Consider the following 17,234-nt stretch of genomic DNA (forward strand, 5'->3'; position numbering starts at 1 on the left):
ATCAGATCTCCGCCGCCAGCTCGTCGAGCAGCGCCTTGTGGGCGTTGGCGTCGATCTCGCGGCGCAGCAGCTTCTCGGCGCCGGCCACCGCCAGCGACGACACCTGCCGGCGCAGGTCTTCGCGCGCACGGGTGGTGGCCGCTTCGATCTCGCCTTGCGTCGCCGCCTTCAGGCGCGCCGCTTCCAGCAGCGCCTCGGCCTTGGCCGCATCGACGATCTGGTTGGCGCGCTGGTGGGCGTGGTCGATGATCTCGTTGGCCTTGGCGCGGGCCGCCTTCAGCTCTCCGGCGACCTGCTCCTCGGCCTGCGCGAGGTTCTTCTGCGCATGGTCGGCGGCCGCGAGGCCTTCGGCGATCTTCTTCTGGCGCTCTTCGATCGCCGCCAGCAGCGGCGGCCAGATCTTGCTGGCGATCAGCCAGATCAGGGCGGCGAACGCCAGGGCCTGGGCGATTAGGGTCAGATTGAGGTTCATTGGTGCGCTCTGCCTGTACTCAGGGCGCCACCGGTCGTGCGACCGGGGCTACCCACATGCCGCCAGGCGGGCCGCGAAGCCCGCCCGGAGGCGCCATCGGCTCGGAAGGCCGACAGTTACGGGGCCAGGCCGCCCACCAGGAACGGGCTGGCGAAGGCGAACAGCAGGCCGACGGCGACGCTGATGATGAACGCGGCGTCGATCAGGCCGGCGGTGATGAACATGCGGACCTGCAGCACCGGGATCAGCTCGGGCTGGCGCGCGGCCGATTCGAGGAACTTGCCGGCCATGATGGCCAGGCCCAGACCGGCGCCGAGCGCGGCCAGGCCGATCATGATGCCGATGGCCAGAACGGTCGAAGCCTGGACGGAAGCGAGGGCGGTCAGTGCGGTTTCCATGGTTTTCTCCGAAACAACGAGCTTGGTAAGGGTGAAGGATTGCGTGGAACGGAAAGCGTGAACTCTAGTGCGCGTCTTCCGACAGGCTCAGGTAGACGATCGACAGCATCATGAAGATGAAGGCCTGCAGCGGGATCACCAGCAGGTGGAAGATCATCCAGCCGAAGCCGAACACGGCGCTGCCGAGCAGGCCCAGCAGGCCGGCGCCACCGAGCACCCAGATCAGCAGGAACACGATCTCGCCGCCGAACATGTTGCCGAACAGTCGCATCGCCAGAGAAATCGGCTTGCTCAGCCATTCGACGATGTTGAGGATCAGGTTGAACGGCATCATCCACTTGCCGAACGGCGCGGTCAGGAATTCCTTGGTGAAGCCGCCCACGCCCTTGGACCGCAGCGCGAAGAACAGCATCAGGAAGAACACGCTGATCGACATGCCGAGCGTGGCGTTCACGTCGGCGGTCGGCACCGGCTTCCAGTAGGGCACGCCAAGCAGCTCGAGCGGCTTGGCGATGAAGTCCGCCGGGATGAACTTGAGCATGTTCATCAGCAGGATCCAGAAGAACAGGGTGATCGCGATCGGCGTCACCAGCTTGCTCGTGCCGTGGTAGGTGTCGCGGGCCTGGCGGTCGACGAACTCGAGCATGATCTCGACGAAGGCCTGCCACTTGCCGGGCACGCCGGCGGTGGCCTTGCGCGTGGCCAGCCAGAAGATGAAGACCATGAACAGGCCCATCGTCACCGAGGTGGCGAGCGTGTCCACGTTGATCGTGAAGAAGCCGCCCTCGCCCACCTGCGCGGTCAGGTTGTGCAGGTGGTGCTGGATGTAGCTGGTTGGGGTCAGTTCCGACTCGCCCGCCATGTCTCGACTCGTCCTGTTGATGACTGCTCTGGATCAACGCCGCGCCAGCGCCACGATCTGGGCAACCAGCGCGACAAGGGTGCCTGCCAACACCGCGACCGGCGGCCAGCCGGCCCCTGCCACCGCCGCCAACAGCACGGCGAATACCACCACCCACTTCGCCAGCATGCCGCCCAGGAGGCGCAGCAGCGCAGTGGTTCCCGGCCCGACGCCGCCACCCAGCGCCAGGCGCGTGGACAACCAGCCTCCGGCGATGACCGCAGCCCCGCCGGCCGCCACTCCCAGCGACCACGCCCCGTCCTGGGTGAGCAGGGCGGCGACCGATGCCAGGGCTGTCGCGATCACCTGCGGCACCACTGCCTGCGCGAGGGCGCGCCGGTGAGCGGAGATGGGATCGCGCAAAGCCCGTGCCTCTGGTCGTCGGAGGGTCGGCCGAGGGAAACGGCCCGGCAAAGCCGCAAAATTATAGCAAGGGCGGGATTTGAACGGCAACGTGTTGCATCGCACAACCCGACAATCCCGGTCCCATGCGGCCTGCAGCGGGTCGGCGGGCGCCAGCAGCGTGATCGGGGTCACCAGCAGCGTGATCGGGGTCATGGATGGGCCGGCGCCGGGGAACTTGTCCAGGCTCCGCCGGTCCATCCCTGCAGGCCCGTGATCACCTCGTCGATCCTCCGGGCCGCCGAGCCCCGGCCCTGCCGGGGCTTTCTTTTTTCAGCTGGGAGCGCCCGATCGGGCCAGCGCGCCGCGTCCGCGCGCGAACACGCGTCGACGGGCAGGACGCCCAGATCCGCGGCCTACCGCGCGTCGCGCGTCGCGAACGCGGTCAACGGACGGCGGACGCCGATCGCGACCGCCCCGCCGATGACGGAGCAGCGCCTTCCTGCACGGCCCCTCTCCCTGGAGGGAAGAGGCACCCGGTCGATCCTCGGTGCGGCGCCCTACTTCTTCTTCGGCAGGTACAGGTCGGTGATGGTGCCGTCGTAGACCTCGGCCGCCATCGCCACCGACTCGCTCAGGGTCGGATGCGGATGGATGGTGTGGCCGATGTCCTCGACCTCGCAGCCCATCTCGATCGCCAGCGCGGCCTCGGCGATCAGCTCGCCCGCGTGCACCCCGACGATGCCGGCACCGAGGATGCGGTGGGTGGCCTCGTCGAACACCAGCTTGGTGAAGCCCTCGGTGCGCGACAGGCCGATGGCGCGGCCGGAAGCCGCCCATGGGAACTTGCCCACGCCAACCTTCAGCCCCTTGGCCTTCGCCTCGGTTTCGGTCACGCCGACCCAGGCGATTTCCGGATCGGTATAGGCCACCGACGGGATCACCCGCGCCACCCACTCCTTCTTGTGGCCGGCCGCGACTTCCGCCGCCAGCTTGCCTTCGTGGGTCGCCTTGTGGGCCAGCATCGGCTGGCCGATGATGTCGCCGATGGCGAAGATGTGCGGCACGTTCGTGCGCATCTGCGCGTCGACCTCGATGAAGCCGCGGTCGGTGACGATCAGCCCGGCCTTCTCCGCATCGATCTTCCTGCCGTTCGGGGCACGACCCACCGCCACCAGCACGCGGTCGAACAGCTTGCCGTCGGGAATGTTCTCGCCCTCGAAGCTGACCTCGATGCCCTTCTTGCCGGCCTTGGCCTCCACCACCTTGGTCTTGAGGTGGGTGGCGACGCCCTGCTTCCTGAGGCGGTCGGCGAGCGGCTTGACCAGGTCCTTGTCGGCGCCCGGCATCAGCTGGTCGGCCAGTTCGACCACCGTCACCTCGCTGCCGAGGCTGCGGTACACGGTCGCCATCTCCAGGCCGATGATGCCGCCGCCGACCACCAGCAGCTGCTTCGGCACATCGGCGAGCTCGAGCGCGTCGGTCGAATCCATGACGCGCGGGTCGTCCCAGGGGAAGCCCGGCAGCTTCAGCGCCTGGCTGCCCGCGGCGATGATGCACTGGCCGAAGCGCAGCAGCTGGGTCTTGCCGTCGTCACCGGTGATCTCGATTTCATTGGCCGAGACGAACCTGCCCACGCCCTGCAGCACCCGCACCTTGCGCTGCTTCGCCATGCCCGCCAGGCCCTTGGTGAGCTGGCCGACGACCTTGTCCTTGTAGCCGCGCAGGGTGTCGAGGTTGATCTTCGGCTTGCCGAAGTCCACGCCGTAGTCGCTGGCGTGCGCGGCCTGTTCGATCACGTCGGCCGCGTGCAGCAGCGCCTTCGACGGAATGCACCCGACATTGAGGCAGACGCCGCCGAGCGCGGCATAGCGCTCGACCAGCACCGTATCCAGGTCGAGGTCGGCGGCGCGGAACGCGGCCGTGTAGCCGCCGGGGCCTGCGCCCAGCACCACCACCGCGCATTCCACGTCGGCCTTGCGGCCCGACGCGGCCGCCGCTTCCGGCGCCGGTCCGGCCGGGGCGCGATGCGAAGGCGCGACCGGCGGCTTGCTGCCGGGCGCCACCTTCTCCGGGGTGCGCGCATAGGCGGGCGTATCGCCCTCGGCTTCGATCAGCGCGACCACGGCGCCCTCGGACAGCGTATCGCCCACCTTGACCTTGAGTTCGCGCACCACGCCGGCATGCGAGGACGGCACTTCCATCGTCGCCTTGTCCGACTCCAGCGTGACCAGGCCCTGGTCCTTGGCCACCGTGTCGCCGACCGCGACCAGCACCTCGATCACCGGTACGTCGTCGTAGCCGCCGATGTCGGGCACGGTGGCCTCGACCAGTCCGCCCGTCGCCGGGTCGTCCTGGCCGGATGCGGCGCCTGCCGCAGCTGCCGGGGCCGTCTGCGGTGCCGCCGGCGCGGCGGGAGCCGCCGGACCAGCCTGTTTCGCAGGCGCAGGAGCCGCCCCTGCCGGGGCGCCTTCCACCTCCAGCACCAGCACCACGCTGCCTTCCGACAGCGTGTCGCCGACCTTGACCTTCAGCTCCTTCACCACGCCGGCATGCGAGGACGGCACCTCCATCGTCGCCTTGTCCGACTCGAGCGTCGCCAGACCCTGGTCCTTGGCCACCGTGTCGCCGACCGCGACCAGCACCTCGATCACCGGAACATCGTCGTAACCGCCGATGTCGGGCACCTTCACTTCAACCGTGTTCGCCATGCTCTGTTCCTTTCATCGGGCGGGCCGCGGCCCGTCTCATCGCGCAACGTGGAGTGCCGCGGCCGGGCGATCGCACCCGGCCAGTCCCGGCTCGCGCTACAGCAGCACCCGCCGCATGTCCGCGAGCAGCTGCGCGAGATAGGCGGTGAAACGCGCCGCGGCGGCGCCGTCGATCACGCGGTGGTCGTAGCTCAGCGACAGCGGCAGCATCAGCCGCGGCTGGAACTGCTTGCCGTCCCAGACCGGCTTCATCGACGACTTCGACACGCCCAGGATCGCGACTTCCGGCGCGTTGACGATCGGCGTGAACGCGGTGCCGCCGATGCCGCCGAGCGAGCTGATCGAGAAGCAGCCGCCCGACATGTCGGCCGGGCCGAGCTTGCCATCGCGCGCCTTCTTCGCCAGTTCGCCGGTTTCCTGGGCGATCTGGATCACGCCCTTGCGGTCCACGTCGCGCACCACCGGCACCACCAGCCCGTTGGGCGTATCTGCGGCGAAGCCGATGTGGAAGTACTTCTTGAGCGTCAGCGTCTCGCCCGAGGCATCGAGCGAGGCGTTGAAGTCGGGGAACTTCTTCAGCGCATTGGCGCTGGCCTTGATCAGGAACGCCAGCATGGTGAGCTTGATGCCGGCCTTCTCGTTTTCCTTGTTGAGCGCGACGCGCAGCGCCTCGAGTTCGGTGATATCGGCGTCGTCGTGCTGGGTGACGTGCGGGATCATCGCCCAGTTGCGCGCGAGGTTGGCACCGGAGATCTTCTTGATCCTCGGCAGCGGCCGCTCCTCGATCTCGCCGAACTTCGAGAAGTCCACCTTCGGCCAGGGCAGCAGGCTCAGGCCCGCGCCACCGCCGGCGGCGGCGCCCGGAGCGGCGGCGCCGCCCGCCAGCGCGCCCTTGACGAACTTCTGCACGTCCTCGCGGGTGATGCGTCCACCCTTCTCCGTACCGGTGACCCGCGACAGGTCCACGCCGAGTTCGCGGGCGAACAGGCGCACCGCGGGACTCGCGTACGGCACCTTGCCGGGGATCAGCGCGTCGGCTTCGAACCGCACCGGCGGCTGCCCGGGCGCCGGCGCGTGGCTGGCCTGGGCGTCGATGGACGCCTGCGCCAGGCGGTCCGGACGATCGCCGACCGCCACCGGCTCGACCACCGGGTCGGGCTCCTTGGCCCGCACCGGCACCGGCCCGGCCGCCGCGGGCGCCTTCGCCGCGGGCTTCGCTTCGGCGTCGGCATCGGCGCCGGCGGCTTCGATCACCGCCACCACCCCGCCTTCGGACAGCGTATCGCCGACCTTGACCCGGAGTTCGCGCACCACGCCGGCATGGGCCGACGGCACTTCCATCGTGGCCTTGTCCGACTCCAGCGTGACCAGGCCCTGGTCCTTGGCCACCGTGTCGCCGACCGCGACCAGCACCTCGATGACGGGGACATCGTCGTAGCCGCCGATATCGGGGACGAGGGATTCTTTGAGGTCGGCCATACGGCCCTCTCCAGGCGCAAGGGGATTCCTATTGTGGCGGCATGGCTCGCTTGCCGCCAACCGCCGGCTTGCGCGAGCCGCGGCCTCGCCGGCGCCGGATCGACGCAGGTCGCGCGAACCGCGGCCTTTGCCGCGTGATTCGCCGCTTCTGGGACCGCGCAGCGTCGCCACGATACTGCAGCGCACTGTCGTGCCCGCGCGGCCGCGCTGCGCATGGTTGCCGATGCAAGCGTGTGCGGACGGGTGGATGCGGCAGCAGGTTTCTTCACATCCGCGCAGCGATTCGCGTGATGAATGCGTCGACGCACGCGCGCCAGCCCGCGCCGCCACACCCCTCGCAGCGGTCGACCCCGCCATGCCCTCCGCACGTCCTCGATCACGGCACTGAATGCAGCCTCGACGGTCGGCGCGGGCTGCCGCCACGCAAGGGCATGCGTTCATCCACGCGTGCCTAGGGTAGGCGCCGCCCACCTCAAGGGCGAACACAGAAAACCACTGAGGAGTCCCCCATGCAGTCCATGCGTCTTTACGGTCTTTCCGCCGCCATCGCCGCCCTCCTGGTCGCCCCGTCCGCGTTCGCGCAGGATGCCGACACCGCCTCCGGCAAGCGCTTCTCCGTGGTCGGCAGCGCCACCATCCTCGAGCCCGATTCCGATCCGCTGGGTGCAGACGTCGATGGCGACGTGGCGCCGACGCTGAGCGCGACCTGGCACGTCAACGACAACATCGGCGTCGAACTCTGGGGCGCGGCCGACAAGTTCAACCACCGCGTGCGCGGCGCCAGCGGCAACATCGGCACGGTCGAGGCGCAGCCGATCGCGCTGAGCGGCCAGTACCACTTCGGCGCCGCGGACAACACCTTCCGTCCGTTCCTGGGCCTGGGCTACCACCAGACCAACATCAGCAACGAGTCGATCGGCAGCGGCGAACACGTCGGCATGACCACGCCCAAGGGCGCGATCGGCACCGCCGGCGTGGACATCAACATCAACCCGACCTGGTTCGCCCGCGTCGATGCGCGCTACCTGGACGGTGACGCGGATGTCAAGGTCGCCGGCGACACGGTGGAACGCGACGTCGGCTTCGATCCCTGGACGATCGGGTTCGGCGTCGGCGCACGCTTCTGATCCACCGATCCTCAGAGCACGGCAAGGCGACGGACCCGCAAGGGTCCGTCGTCGTGTGCGGCGCAGGCAGTCGCGCCGGTGCGGTGTCAGCGGCGGCGCAGCATCCCCAGCCGACGCAGCTTGCGGCGCAGGCCCACGGCGAAGGCCAGGTGATAGCCCAGCAGCAGGGCGCCGATCGCCCACAGGCTGGCCGGTTGCGCCAGCCACGGCCACGGCACCGGGGCCGGCACGCCTTCCCACGCGCGGTGCCACGCCTGCCACCCGGCCAGGGCCACGCGCACGGCCACCAGCAGGGTCAGCGCGAGTACCAGCCAGGCGTTGGCGGTGTAGTACAGCTGGCCGTTGCCGGCTTCGAACCGCGCCAGCCACAGCCCCAGCATCCCCACCCCGATCCCGGCCAGCAGGCCGGCGCCAGCATTCCACGCCGCGTCTTCGATCCAGATCGCGGCCACCATCGCGGCGGCCAGCAACAGCAGCGACGACAGCAGCAGGCCGGCGGCATTGAGCGTCACCCAGCCTGGCCGAGCGCGCCTGCGTGCGCGACCGACGCGGTAGCGCTGCCACAGACCGAGCGGCCACAGCAGCAACAGCATGGCCAGCAGCGACAGCAGCAGCGCGGGGATCAGCAGCAGCGGCATGGCGGGACCCTCAGGGCGGCGGCGTCTGCGCGATCCCGCTGTCGCGCGCGCCGCCGACCGCGCGCTCGCGCCGGATCAGGTACAGGCCGCTGGCGACGATGATCGCCGCACCCAGCCAGGTCATGGCGTCGGGCAGGGTCTGCCACACCGCCAGGTCCAGCAGCACCACCCACAGCAGCGCCGCGTATTCGAGCGGCGCGATCTGGCTGGCCTCGCCAAAGCGGAACGCATGGGTGAGCGCCACCTGGCCCAGCGCCCCGCTCACCCCGACCACGCCGATCACCCACAGGTGCCCCGCCTGCACCGGCCGCCAGTCGAAGGCCGCGACCGCACCGGCGAACACCCCCAGCAATACCAGGAACCAGAACACCATCGCCTCGGGGCTGTCGCGCAGCGCCAGCTTGCGCACGGTGATCGCGGCGATGGAGTAACACAGCGCCGCCGCCACCACCACCAGTCCCGCCGCCGTGGCCACGCCATCGCCGGTCGGCCGCAGCACCACCAGCACGCCGGCCAGGCCCACGCAGATCGCGGTCCAGCGGCGCGGGCCGACCTTCTCGCCCAGCAGCGGCACGGCCAGTGCGGTGATCATCAGCGGCGCCACGAACACGATGGCGTAGGCGGTCGACAGCGGCATCCGCGCCAGGCCGTAGACGAAGCCGACCATCATCCCCACGCTCAGCAGGCCGCGCAGCACGTGCAGCGGCCAGTGCACCCGCAGCAGGCTGCCGCCGCGGCCACGCGCCACGATCCACACCGCCACCAGCGGCAGCGCCGACAGGCTGCGCAGGGTCGCCACCTGGAACGGCGGATAGTGGTCCGAGAGCCACTTCATGCCCGCGTCCATGAACGCGAACATCAGGCCGGCGGCGAGCATCCACGCCGCCGCCGTGCCCGGTCGCAGGCCGGCCGGGGGCGTCATCAGCGGGCCAGGCTGGCGGTGTCGATCACGAAACGGTAGCGCACGTCGCCGCGCAGCATCCGCTCGTAGGCCTCGTTGACCTGCTCGACCGCGATCAGCTCGATGTCCGCGGCAATGCCGTGCACGGCGCAGAAGTCCAGCATCTGCTGGGTTTCGGCGATGCCGCCGATCATCGAGCCGGCGATGCGGCGGCGCTTGGACACCAGCGGAAACGCCGACAGCGGCGACGGCTCGGGGATGCCCAGCAGCACCAGCGTGCCATCGACCTTGAGCAGGCCCAGGCAGGCGTTGTAGTCGTGCGGCGCGGACACCGTGTCGAGGATCAGGTCGAACTGGCGCGCATGGCTCTTGAAGGCGCGGCCGTCGCCGGTGGTGGCGAAATCCTGCGCGCCCAGCGCCAGCGCGTCGGCGCGCTTGGATTCGCTGGTGCTGAGCACGGTGACCTCGGCGCCCATCGCCACCGCCAGCTTCACCGCCATGTGGCCCAGCCCGCCCAGGCCCATCACCGCCACCCGGTGGCCGGCGACCACGCCGAAATGGCGCAGCGGCGACCACGTGGTGACGCCGGCGCACAGCAGCGGCGCGGCCCGGTCGAGCGGGATGCCCTCGGGGATCCGCAGCACGTAGTCCTGGTCGACCACGATCCGCGTCGAATAGCCGCCGTAGGTCGGCGCGCCGCTGCTGCGTTCGTGCGAGTTGTAGGTGGCGGTCATGCCCTCGTCGCAGTACTGCTGCTGCCCGGCGCGGCACTGCGGACAGGCCCGGCAGGAGTCGACGAAGCAGCCCACCCCGACCGCGTCGCCGACCGCGTAACGGTCGACCGCGGCCCCGGTCGCCGAGACCCGGCCGATGATCTCGTGGCCCGGCACCATGGGAAACAGCGAGGCGCCCCATTCGTCCCGGACCAGGTGGATGTCGGTATGGCAGACGCCGCAGTAGAGGATGTCGATCTGCACGTCGCGCGGACCGGGCTGGCGACGCTCGATCGCGAAGGGCGCCAGCGGCGAACCGGCGGCCTGGGCGGCATAGGCGGGAATCATGGAGGGGGCCTGGCGGAAGGGTCGATGCGCATGATGCCGCATCCGCCGCCGCCTCAGCCGGCCTCCAGCACGTGTCCCAGGCCGGTCGCGTCGATCTCGGCCACGGCCGTCGCCAGCGCCGCCGGATCGGTGCCGCCGACGAAGCCGATGCGGAAATGCACCTCGCCTGCCGGCGTGCGCGAGGAGTGGATCGATTCCAGGCTGACGCCGTGGCGTTCGAACACGTGCAGCAGCGCGCGCAGCGATCCGGGCCGGTCCTGGGGGAGGTGGACGCTGGCGTAGCGCCGGGTCACCAGGTCGGCCAGCAGGTAGCCGACCCGCTCGTAGGCGTAGCTGCCTTCGTCCAGCGCCTGCTGGCCGAAGACCTCGCGGCTGTGCAGGAAGCGTTCGCGGAACCGCGCCCGCGCCGCGTCGTCGCCCTGGCGCACCAGGCCACGCAGCTCGGTGAACTGCGCCAGCAGCCGGTCCAGCACCTCGGCCGCATGGCGGTTGCCGAACTGGATCTCCTCGTAGATCGCCGGGTTGAGCGAGAGGATGCGCGCGGCGATGGCGGCATCGAGCTCGAACGACGCCGAGCGGAACGGCAGGATCGCCCGCAGCCCGCCCAGGTCTTCGGCGTATTCGCCCAGCACGCCGGCCTGGGCCAGGTGCGAGGCATGCACCATCGCCTGCACCAGCGCCATCATCCGGTCGTGGCGTTCGGCGCTGGCGTGCACGTACTCGCCTTCCAGCGCGTCGAGCAGCACCTGCAGCCACGGCCGCCAGCGCTCCAGCCGCGACTCGCACACCACCACCACCCGGCCCTTGAGCGTGGGCGCCTTGGGCGGCGCGGTCATCGGATGCAGCCCGGCCACCTCCGCCCGCGAACGCAGCATCGCCTCGGTCGGCGCCTGCTTGATCGAGGTGATGTCCAGCCACAGCCGCCCGGCTTCGCGGCCGGCCGAGCGCCGCACGTAATCGTCGATCACCTCCGTCGTCTGCCGGATCGGGGTGGCGAACAGCAGCACGTCGGCGTGCTCGAGCAGGGTTTCGGGCGTGTCGCTGCCCGGATCGCCGGGATCGTGGCCGAGCACGCGCAGGCCCATGCGCCGCTCGAAGAAGCCGCGCAGCCAGCGGCCGTAGGTGCCGGCGCTGCCGACGATGGCGATGGTGGGGGATGGGGTCACGCGATCCGGGCCTGCGCCGCACAAGCGCGACACGGTAAGGGCTGGCGCAGGCGCGCGCATCCGTTGCTTGCGCAACCTTGGGGTAACCTATCGATGGCCGGCCCGGTGCCGTGATCGCCGTGCTGCCGCAGCGGCAGCCTGCACGATGCGCCGGGCCAGCGCCGCAGCCACGACCACGGCGCCCGGCGCCGCCGCCCCCTCCACTTCCTTCCGGAGCGCCATGCCTTCCTTCGACATCGTTTCCGAAGTCGACACCCACGAGCTGATCAACGCCGTCGACCAGGCCAACCGCGAACTCACCACGCGCTTCGACTTCAAGGGCGTGGACGCGAAATTCGTGCGCGAGGACGCGGTGATCACCCAGTCCGCGCCGAGCGAGTTCCAGCTGCAGCAGATGACCGACATCCTGCGCGCCCGCCTGATCGCACGGAAGATCGACGCGCGCTGCCTGGAGTTCGGCGATGTCGACACCAACGTCGCCGGCGCGCGGCAGAAGGTGACGGTACGCCAGGGCATCGAGCGCGAGCTGGCCAAGAAGATCCAGGGCAAGCTCAAGGACGCCAAGCTCAAGGTCGACAGCCAGATCAACGGCGACAAGCTGCGCGTGACCGGCAAGAAGCGCGACGACCTGCAGGCCGCGATGGCGCTGCTGCGCGGCGAGGACTTCGAGCTGCCGCTGCAGTTCGACAACTTCCGTGACTGACGGTCCGCACGACGCCGCGCAGGTCGAGCGCGAGGTCCGCCGCTGGCTGGAGCGCGCGGTGATCGGCCTGAACCTGTGCCCGTTCGCCAAGGCGGTGTACGCCAAGGACCAGGTGCGCATCGTGGTCAGCGACGCCAGCACCGAGCGCGCCCTGCTCGAGCAGCTGGGCGAGGAGCTGGCGCTGCTGCGCGACACGCCGGCCGACTCCATCGACACCACCCTGCTGGTGCATCCGCAGGTGCTGGGCGATTTCCTGGCCTACAACGAGTTCCTCGGCGACGCCGACGCGCTGGTGGAGGCGCTGGAACTCGACGGCGTACTGCAGGTGGCGAGTTTCCATCCCGACTACCAGTTCGCCGACAGCGCGCCGGACGACGTCGAGAACCTGACCAACCGCGCGCCCTACCCGATCCTGCACCTGCTGCGCGAGGCCAGCGTGGACCGCGCGGTGGAGGCCTATCCGGAGCCGGACGCGATCATCGAGCGCAACATCGCCACGGTGCGCGCGCTCGGCCTCGAGGGCTGGCGAGCGCTGCTTGACGGAAGCGATGCGCAGGCAGCCGACGGGGCAGCCGTGGCTCCGTAAGCCGCCGCGCCGCAGCACGCCGGCGCCCTCCGCGCATTCTGTGGGAGCGACCTTGGTCGCGAACGCCTTTCGCGCGCAAGCGCGCTCCCACAGGGCAACCTCAGGCGCGCTGAGGCGCTGCGGCCGCCTCCAGCAGCTGCTGCGCCTGCGCCAGCGACGCCACGATCCGGTGCCCCAGAGCGCGCAGTGCCGCGTCGGGTTCGACCATGTCGGGCACCTGCACCGGCAGCATGCCGGCCGCCAGCGCGGCGCGCACGCCGGCGGGCGAGTCCTCCAGCACCAGGCAGCGCGCGGGCTCGACCTCGAGCCTCGCCGCCGCGAGCAGGTAGACATCCGGCGCCGGCTTGGGCCGGGCCACGTCGCTGCTGGTGCAGACCGCGTGGAAGCGGTCCAGCAGGCCGGCACGCTGCAGCTTGCGCAGCGCCAGCGGCCGCCGGGTGGAGGTGGCGACCGCGCGCGGCATGCCGCGCCCCTCCAGCCAGTCCAGCAGGGCGACGATGCCGGGACGGTGCGGCATGCCGGCCTCGACCACGGCCTCGTACAGCGTGTCGGCCTGCGCCAGCATCGCCTCCGCCGCCTCGCCGCCCAGCCGCTGCGACAGGATCTGCCGGCAGGCGTCCTCGCCGGTCCCCACCAGCGACAGCCACAGCGACGGCGGCAGCGCGTGGCCGGCCTCGGCGGCGGCGCGGGCCATGCAGTCGGTGATCGCGCGTTCGCTGTCGAGCATCAGCCCGTCCATGTCGAACACGACCGCGTCGGGCATGAACGGCAGCGGTTCGACCGGGTTCACGGCGCCGGGGCGCCGAACAGCTGCGCCAGGTCGCCGGCCTCCAGCAGTCGCCACTGTCCCTCCGCCAGGTCGCCGAGCCCCAGGCCGCCCACGCGCGAGCGATGCAGCGCCTGCACGTGGTTGCCGACCGCCGCGAACATGCGCCGCACCTGGTGGTAGCGCCCCTCGGTGAGGGTCAGGCGCGCATGCGTGGCGTCGACCACCTCAAGTACGGCCGGGCGCAGCGGCGTCTTCTCCGATTCCAGCATCAGCGTGCCGCTGGCGAACAGCGCCGCCTCGTCGCCGCGCAGCGGCTGCGCGAGCGTGGCCTCGTAGACCTTGGGCAGGCTCGACCTGGGGGAAATGATCCGGTGCAGCAGCTGGCCGTCGTCGGTCATCAGCAGCAGCCCGCTGGTGTCGCGGTCGAGCCGGCCGACCGTGGACAGCACCGGGTCGCGCAGGCGGAAGCGCGGCGGCAGCAGGTCGTGGACCAGGCGGCCGGGGTCCTTCGTCGAGCATGTGCAGCCGACCGGCTTGTGCAGCATCAGCACCATGCCGGGTGCCGGGTCGAGCGGCTCGCCGTCGATGCGCACGGCCTCGTGCGCGGCGCGGTCGTCGGCATACAGCACCTCGCCGCCGGCATCGGTGATGCGCCCTTCGCGGAACATCCACTGCACGTCGCGGCGGCTGCCGTAGCCGAGGTTGGCGATGTAGCGGAGCAGCTTCATCGCGCGCCGTCCGTTTGCACGGGCGGCACGCTGCCGCAGCGGCAGCGCCGGGTCCCCACGCTCAACGCCCCTTCACCGCGGTGATGACCTTGAAGCCGCCTTCCTGCGCCACGTCGCGCAGCTGCGTGAACCTGGCGCCGAGCACCTCTTCGTAGGGCAGCTGCCGGTTCGCGACCAGCCACAGCGTGCCGCCGGGTCGCAACGCCTCGGCGGCCGCGGCGATGAAGGCGCGTCCGATCTCCGGCCGCGGCTCGCCGCGCAGGGCGTGGAAGGGTGGATTGCTGACGATGAAGTCGTAGCGTCGCGGCAGCCCGGCGGTGACGTCGTGCCAGAGGAAGTCCAGCGCCACCCGCGGCGCGTGCGCGGCCAGGTTGGCCCTGGCGCAGTCCAGCGCCCGCAGTTCGGCCTCGACCACGTCCAGCGCGGTCACGCCCGGGCAGCGCTCCAGCAGCTGCGTCGACAGGTAGCCCCAGCCCGCGCCCAGGTCCGCGCCGTGGCCGGACAGCGTCGCAGGCAGCTGCCGCGCCAGCAGCGCCGACGCGGCGTCGACGCGGTCCCAGGCGAACACGCCGGGGCGGCTGAGATGACGACCGTCCAGGATCGGCCGCGCCGCGTCCAGCCCGGCCCAGCTCGACGCCAGCGCCGCATCGGCGCGGTCCACGCCGGCCCAGAAGACCCGGCACTTGTGCTTGCTCTGCACTGCGGCGCCGCCCAGCAGGGCCTCGAAGTCGGCCTGGCCGGAGCGCGCGCCGGCATCGTTGGGCATGGCCGCGACGATGCTGCCGCCCGGCGCGGTGCGCGCCAGCGCCTGGGCCAGCAGCGCGCGCGCCTCCTCGCGCTGGCGCGGCGGCAGCACCAGCACCAGCGGGAAGGCGTCGCTGCCCGCGGCCCGGGTGGGGAAGCCCGCGCGCTGCAGCGCATCGTGCTCGGGACGGAACGACTGCTCGCACACCAGGGTGCGCGGCGCATGCGTGTGCAGGGCCGCGCCGGTGCGGGCGCGCAGGAACAGCGCGCCAGCCTCCGGCCAGGCCAGCTGGCCGCTGGCGAAAGGCAGCATCAGGGCATCGAGGGCGGGATCGGACATCGGCACGGCAGCACGTCAGGGCGCACGATTCTAGCGGGCCTACGCCGCCGCGCCGCCTGCGGACGGCCGGCAACGGCCGCCATACGCGGTCTTGACCGCGCGGCAACATCCCAGCCCGCAGTCTGCCGGCAGGCACATCAATGGAGAGGCGGCATGCGCGCACTGTTCGTCGGCGGCGTCATCGACAATGGCGAGCTCGACCTGGATGGCGGAGAGCCGCCGAAACACTACCCGCCCGAAACCGGCAGCGGCCAGTCGCGTTACCGGCTGCAGGCGGTGGGACGTGGCGACGACGGCATCGCCTGCGCGGTGTACGGCGCCCCGGATTTCGACCGGGCCGAGGTGAAGCGGATCAGCGACGAGCGCGACTACGCGCGCCGCTTCGAGGCCAACCTCGAGTTCCTGGACTGACGGCCGCACTGACCGCCGGGGTGTCGCTGCCCTGCCCGCCGGACGGCAGGCGGAGCAGCGCGTTGCGGTCAGGCCCGGCCCGGGACCGGCTGGCCGGTTTCGCGCAGCCGTCGCGCCGCCTCGGGCAGCCACGACAGCAGCAGGCAGGCCGCGCCCAGCAGCGCCCACTGCGCCGCGCCGTCGCCCAAGGCGCCGCGGGCCAGCCGCCACCAGTCGCCGCCGAAGTAGGCAACCGTGGCCAGGGTGGCCAGCAGCAGCACCGCCAGCAGCCCGTCGAGCAGGGCGCGCTCGAACCGTGCATCGACGGCGGCGGGGGATGGGCCGGCCGCGGCCAGGGCCGCCACCTCCGCGGCGAAGCCGGGCGGCGGCTGCGACGCCGGCAGGCTGGCAAGCGCGCGCGCCAGCAGCGCGTCGGCGCGGTGGCCGGGCGAGGACAGGGCCTGTTCCTGGGCCAGCCAGTCGCGTTCGGCGACGGGTCCGGAGGCGGCGTGGCGGGGCGGGCGCGTATTCATGCGGCGAAAACTCCCAGGCTCGGTTCCAGCAGTTCGCGCAGGCGCTTGCGGCTGCGGAACAGGTGGCTCTTGATCGTACCGTCGGCAAGTCCGGTCACCCGTGAAATCTCGCCGATCGGCATGTCTTCCAGGTGATACAGGGTGAGCAGCGTGCGCTGCAGCGGCGGCAGGCGCCCGATCGCGGCATGCAGCAGCCCGACCGCCTCGTCGTCCGCGACCGCGGCTTCCAGGTCGAAGCCATCGCCCACCGTTTCGGCCAGCGACGGTCCCTCGTTCCCGGCGGGGGACTGGGCGATCGGGATGCGCTTCTTCTCCAGGTGCCGCCTGGCCACCGACCAGGCCACCTGCGCGATCCACGACTTGAGCGCGCTCTCGCCACGATACTGGTGCAGCGCCTGGTGCACGCGCAGGAAGGCCTCCTGACACAGCTCGCGGGTGTCGTCGGGATGTCGCACCATGCGGTCGATCACATGCCAGCACAGGCCCTGGTATTCGCGCACCAGCCGTTCGAACGCGCCGGGCGCCCCGTCGAGCACCGCGGCCACCAGGGCCCGGTCGGCGGCGATCGCGTCGGTGGTCTCGGGGGTGTCGGGGGAAGCGGCCATCAGCGACAGGGATACGCCGGTCGCGCGAACGGTTGCAAGGCCGGAAAGGCGGGGGCCGCACCGGCGCTGCAACCGCGGCGCAAGCGCCCGTATCTCCTGTGACGAACCCACCGCCTTGCGCACCCACAGGAACCACTCATGGATATCGCCGTCTTCATCCCGATCACCCTGTTCGTCTGCATCTACCTGGCCATCCGGGCCGTGGTCGACGCCCGCGCCCGCAAACACATGGTCCAGTCGCACGGCTCGGAAGACATGCTGCGCACCCTGCTCGACGGCGAGGAGTCGCGCCGCCGCCATGCCTCGCTGCGCTGGGGCGTGATCCTGGTGGTCCTGGCCGCGGGATTCGCGGTGCTCGAGGCCGTGGACTGGAATGATCCTTCGCCGCTGATGTTCGCGATCCTGCTCGGCGCCACGGGCCTGGGCAACCTGGCCGCCTATGCGGTGACGCGCCGCCTGAAATGACCGGCCTGCGGCGGGCCGCGGCCGCGGCCCGCCCTGCCTTCAGACCACCTCCACACCGCATCTGCGACTTTGGTCGAGGCACGGAAGCGGTGCGCCGGCCACGCGGGCTGCCCGGCCGGCGCGCTTTTCCGCGATACTTGCGGGATTGTCCCGCGCAAGACGAGTCGTCCGTCCA

20 protein-coding genes are annotated in these 17,234 nt (G+C 71.1%); 5 read left to right on the forward strand and 15 right to left on the reverse strand.

Annotated elements, in window-relative coordinates; genetic code table 11:
• Position 1: 1 nt before the first annotated feature.
• The 6 genes from Q0863_RS06205 to aceF form a co-directional block, all read right to left on the reverse strand.
• Positions 2-472 (reverse strand): F0F1 ATP synthase subunit B, encoded by a 471-nt coding sequence (locus Q0863_RS06205; protein WP_298576466.1) that lies wholly within the window; start codon positions 470-472, stop codon positions 2-4.
• A gap of 116 nt (positions 473-588) precedes the next feature.
• Positions 589-870 carry a F0F1 ATP synthase subunit C gene (gene atpE / locus Q0863_RS06210; protein ID WP_013534007.1) on the reverse strand — a complete coding sequence of 94 codons (282 nt, stop codon included), beginning with the start codon at positions 868-870 and terminating at the stop codon, positions 589-591.
• A gap of 64 nt (positions 871-934) precedes the next feature.
• Positions 935-1,732, reverse strand: coding sequence for a F0F1 ATP synthase subunit A (gene atpB, locus Q0863_RS06215; protein ID WP_298576472.1), 798 nt, complete (start codon positions 1,730-1,732; stop codon positions 935-937).
• 33 nt (positions 1,733-1,765) lie between these two features.
• On the reverse strand, positions 1,766-2,329 hold the full coding sequence (locus Q0863_RS06220) for a hypothetical protein (protein WP_298576473.1): 564 nt from the start codon (positions 2,327-2,329) through the stop codon (positions 1,766-1,768).
• Between the two features lie 344 nt (positions 2,330-2,673).
• Complete coding sequence (gene lpdA, locus Q0863_RS06225) at positions 2,674-4,824, reverse strand: dihydrolipoyl dehydrogenase (RefSeq protein WP_298576475.1); 2,151 nt, start codon at positions 4,822-4,824, stop codon at positions 2,674-2,676.
• 96 nt (positions 4,825-4,920) lie between these two features.
• Positions 4,921-6,303 (reverse strand): dihydrolipoyllysine-residue acetyltransferase, encoded by a 1,383-nt coding sequence (gene aceF, locus Q0863_RS06230; RefSeq protein ID WP_298576477.1) that lies wholly within the window; start codon positions 6,301-6,303, stop codon positions 4,921-4,923.
• 509 nt (positions 6,304-6,812) lie between these two features.
• On the opposite strand from aceF, the gene Q0863_RS06235 reads away from it, so the two are divergent.
• Entirely contained in the window at positions 6,813-7,430 is a 618-nt protein-coding gene (locus tag Q0863_RS06235) for an OmpW family outer membrane protein (RefSeq protein ID WP_298576479.1), read from the forward strand.
• Positions 7,431-7,516: 86 nt separating this feature from the next.
• Here the strand turns inward: Q0863_RS06235 and Q0863_RS06240 are convergent, their stop codons facing one another.
• Genes Q0863_RS06240 through Q0863_RS06255 form a run of 4 tightly spaced genes read right to left on the reverse strand, consistent with a single transcriptional unit; the run spans position 7,517 to position 11,196 of the window.
• Complete coding sequence (locus Q0863_RS06240) at positions 7,517-8,068, reverse strand: DUF1453 domain-containing protein (protein ID WP_298576481.1); 552 nt, start codon at positions 8,066-8,068, stop codon at positions 7,517-7,519.
• Positions 8,069-8,078: 10 nt separating this feature from the next.
• Positions 8,079-8,990: a DMT family transporter gene (locus Q0863_RS06245; RefSeq protein ID WP_298576483.1), complete on the reverse strand. Its 912-nt coding sequence runs from the start codon at positions 8,988-8,990 to the stop codon at positions 8,079-8,081.
• Positions 8,990-10,030 (reverse strand): NAD(P)-dependent alcohol dehydrogenase, encoded by a 1,041-nt coding sequence (locus Q0863_RS06250; RefSeq protein ID WP_298576485.1) that lies wholly within the window; start codon positions 10,028-10,030, stop codon positions 8,990-8,992. The genes Q0863_RS06245 and Q0863_RS06250 overlap by 1 nt, the downstream gene beginning before the upstream one ends.
• A gap of 53 nt (positions 10,031-10,083) precedes the next feature.
• Positions 10,084-11,196 (reverse strand): prephenate dehydrogenase, encoded by a 1,113-nt coding sequence (locus Q0863_RS06255; protein WP_298576487.1) that lies wholly within the window; start codon positions 11,194-11,196, stop codon positions 10,084-10,086.
• 220 nt (positions 11,197-11,416) lie between these two features.
• Here Q0863_RS06255 and Q0863_RS06260 point away from each other — a divergent pair, with 220 nt between their 5' ends.
• The gene (locus Q0863_RS06260) at positions 11,417-11,899 is read left to right on the forward strand and encodes a YajQ family cyclic di-GMP-binding protein (protein ID WP_298576489.1); all 483 of its coding nucleotides are present in this window, start codon (positions 11,417-11,419) and stop codon (positions 11,897-11,899) included.
• Entirely contained in the window at positions 11,892-12,485 is a 594-nt protein-coding gene (locus Q0863_RS06265; protein WP_298576491.1) for a DUF1415 domain-containing protein, read from the forward strand. The genes Q0863_RS06260 and Q0863_RS06265 overlap by 8 nt, the downstream gene beginning before the upstream one ends.
• Before the next feature lie 100 nt (positions 12,486-12,585).
• On the opposite strand, the gene Q0863_RS06270 is transcribed toward Q0863_RS06265, so the two are convergent.
• From Q0863_RS06270 to Q0863_RS06280, 3 genes are all read right to left on the reverse strand, one after another.
• Entirely contained in the window at positions 12,586-13,248 is a 663-nt protein-coding gene (locus Q0863_RS06270; protein ID WP_298577062.1) for an HAD family phosphatase, read from the reverse strand.
• Between the two features lie 23 nt (positions 13,249-13,271).
• A complete protein-coding gene (locus tag Q0863_RS06275; protein ID WP_298576493.1) occupies positions 13,272-13,982 on the reverse strand; it encodes a 16S rRNA pseudouridine(516) synthase in 711 nt (236 codons plus the stop codon).
• A gap of 61 nt (positions 13,983-14,043) precedes the next feature.
• On the reverse strand, positions 14,044-15,066 hold the full coding sequence (locus Q0863_RS06280; RefSeq protein ID WP_298576495.1) for a methyltransferase: 1,023 nt from the start codon (positions 15,064-15,066) through the stop codon (positions 14,044-14,046).
• Between the two features lie 153 nt (positions 15,067-15,219).
• Here Q0863_RS06280 and Q0863_RS06285 point away from each other — a divergent pair, with 153 nt between their 5' ends.
• A complete protein-coding gene (locus tag Q0863_RS06285; protein ID WP_298576496.1) occupies positions 15,220-15,477 on the forward strand; it encodes a hypothetical protein in 258 nt (85 codons plus the stop codon).
• 68 nt (positions 15,478-15,545) lie between these two features.
• On the opposite strand, the gene Q0863_RS06290 is transcribed toward Q0863_RS06285, so the two are convergent.
• Complete coding sequence (locus Q0863_RS06290) at positions 15,546-15,989, reverse strand: hypothetical protein (protein WP_298576498.1); 444 nt, start codon at positions 15,987-15,989, stop codon at positions 15,546-15,548.
• On the reverse strand, positions 15,986-16,594 hold the full coding sequence (locus tag Q0863_RS06295) for a sigma-70 family RNA polymerase sigma factor (protein WP_298576500.1): 609 nt from the start codon (positions 16,592-16,594) through the stop codon (positions 15,986-15,988). Before Q0863_RS06295 ends, Q0863_RS06290 begins: the two co-directional genes overlap by 4 nt.
• 138 nt (positions 16,595-16,732) lie before the next feature.
• Here Q0863_RS06295 and Q0863_RS06300 point away from each other — a divergent pair, with 138 nt between their 5' ends.
• A complete protein-coding gene (locus tag Q0863_RS06300) occupies positions 16,733-17,059 on the forward strand; it encodes a DUF6249 domain-containing protein (RefSeq protein WP_298576502.1) in 327 nt (108 codons plus the stop codon).
• Positions 17,060-17,234: the final 175 nt, after the last annotated feature.

Source organism: uncultured Luteimonas sp., assembly GCF_947492465.1.
Lineage (GTDB): Bacteria > Pseudomonadota > Gammaproteobacteria > Xanthomonadales > Xanthomonadaceae > Luteimonas.